The sequence below is a fragment of the Streptomyces sp. NH27 genome, from assembly GCF_056859195.1.
The window spans coordinates 1-1,286 of the sequence record NZ_JACEGK010000952.1; the positions used below are offsets into that span (position 1 = coordinate 1).

Consider the following 1,286-nt stretch of genomic DNA (forward strand, 5'->3'; position numbering starts at 1 on the left):
CCGAAGGACCGTGGTTCGGCGGGTGGCACCGTCCGCCCGGTGGGCGGGGCCCGTGGATGTCCCGCGCTCCCCCGCGGCCGTCGGGCGCGGGCGAGGTCGTCTCGGGGCCGGCCGACCCGGTCGAGCACGACAACGCGGGGGCGCCCCCGCCGCCTGGCCGGGCGGCGGCACCTGCCCGTCGACACGGCCACACCCGACCGGCCCGACCCCTTGGAGGCGGCTTCATGCAGGACCCCGACGACCTCGACGCGGCACAGGCCGCCGCCCCCGACACCGCGACGCCGACGCCCACGCCAACGCCAACGCCAACGCGAACGGCTACGGCTACGGCTACGGCTACGGCTACCAACCGGCCCCCGCCCGACGTACCTACGGCCGCGCACCGCACCCCGGCACCGGTGGACCGCGCCGGCGGCCGGATGCGGATCGCCCTCATGGACGCCGGGATCGGGCTGCTCGCGGCCGCGGCCGCGGTGCGCCGGCTGCGTCCCGACGCCGACCTCGTGCTGGCCTCGGACCCCGACGGCATGCCGTGGGGGCCGCGTACCGCCGCCGACCTCGCGGAGCGCGCCCTGGCCGTCGCCGGGGCAGCGGCCGACCTTCGCCCGGACGCGCTGATCGTGGCCTGCAACACCGCCACCGTGCATGCCCTGCCCGCGCTGCGCGCCCGGTTCGAGCCGGAACTGCCGGTGATCGGCACGGTCCCGGCGGTCAAGCCGGCCGCCGCGGGCGGCGGGCCGGTCGCGGTGTGGGCCACGCCCGCGACCACCGGCAGCCGCTACCAGCGCGCGCTGATCGACGAGTTCGCGGCCGGGGTGCGCGTCATCGAAGTGCCGTGCGCCGGGCTGTCCGACGCCGTCGAGCGCGCGGACGAGGAGGCCGTCGGGCTGGCGATCGCCGACGCCGCCGCACGCACCCCGGCCGAGGTAAGGGCTGTCGTCCTGGGGTGCACCCATTACGAGTTGGTCGCCGAACACGTTCGCGCGGCCCTGCGGCGGCCCGGCCGACCACCGGTCGTCCTGCACGGCACCGCGGACGCGGTCGCCGCCCAGGCGCTGCGCCGGATCGGCGCCTGCCCCGCCCCGCACTCCCCCGCCGTCGGCGGCCTGCGCGTCATCCACAGCGGGCGCCCGGCGACCCTCCCGGCCGCCGCGCTCGCGTACCCCGAGGGCCGCCTGCTGCACGCGGCCCCCGCCGGACCCGCGCCCGTACCGCCCGCGACCGGCCGGCGGTCCGCTCATGCAGGGTGACGCGCCGGCCCCCGGCGTCGGCGCCCCGCGACACCC

1 protein-coding gene is annotated in these 1,286 nt (G+C 79.5%); it reads left to right on the forward strand.

Annotated elements, in window-relative coordinates; genetic code table 11:
• Positions 1 to 419: 419 nt before the first annotated feature.
• Positions 420 to 1,250, forward strand: coding sequence for a glutamate racemase (locus AC13HU_RS37345; RefSeq protein ID WP_483046447.1), 831 nt, complete (start codon positions 420 to 422; stop codon positions 1,248 to 1,250).
• Positions 1,251 to 1,286: the final 36 nt, after the last annotated feature.

Bases quoted from the DNA above. Each gene is read 5' to 3' on its own strand.
- AC13HU_RS37345 (WP_483046447.1), top strand. From the start codon at position 420: ATGCGGATCGCCCTCATGGACGCCGGGATCGGGCTGCTCGCGGCCGCG.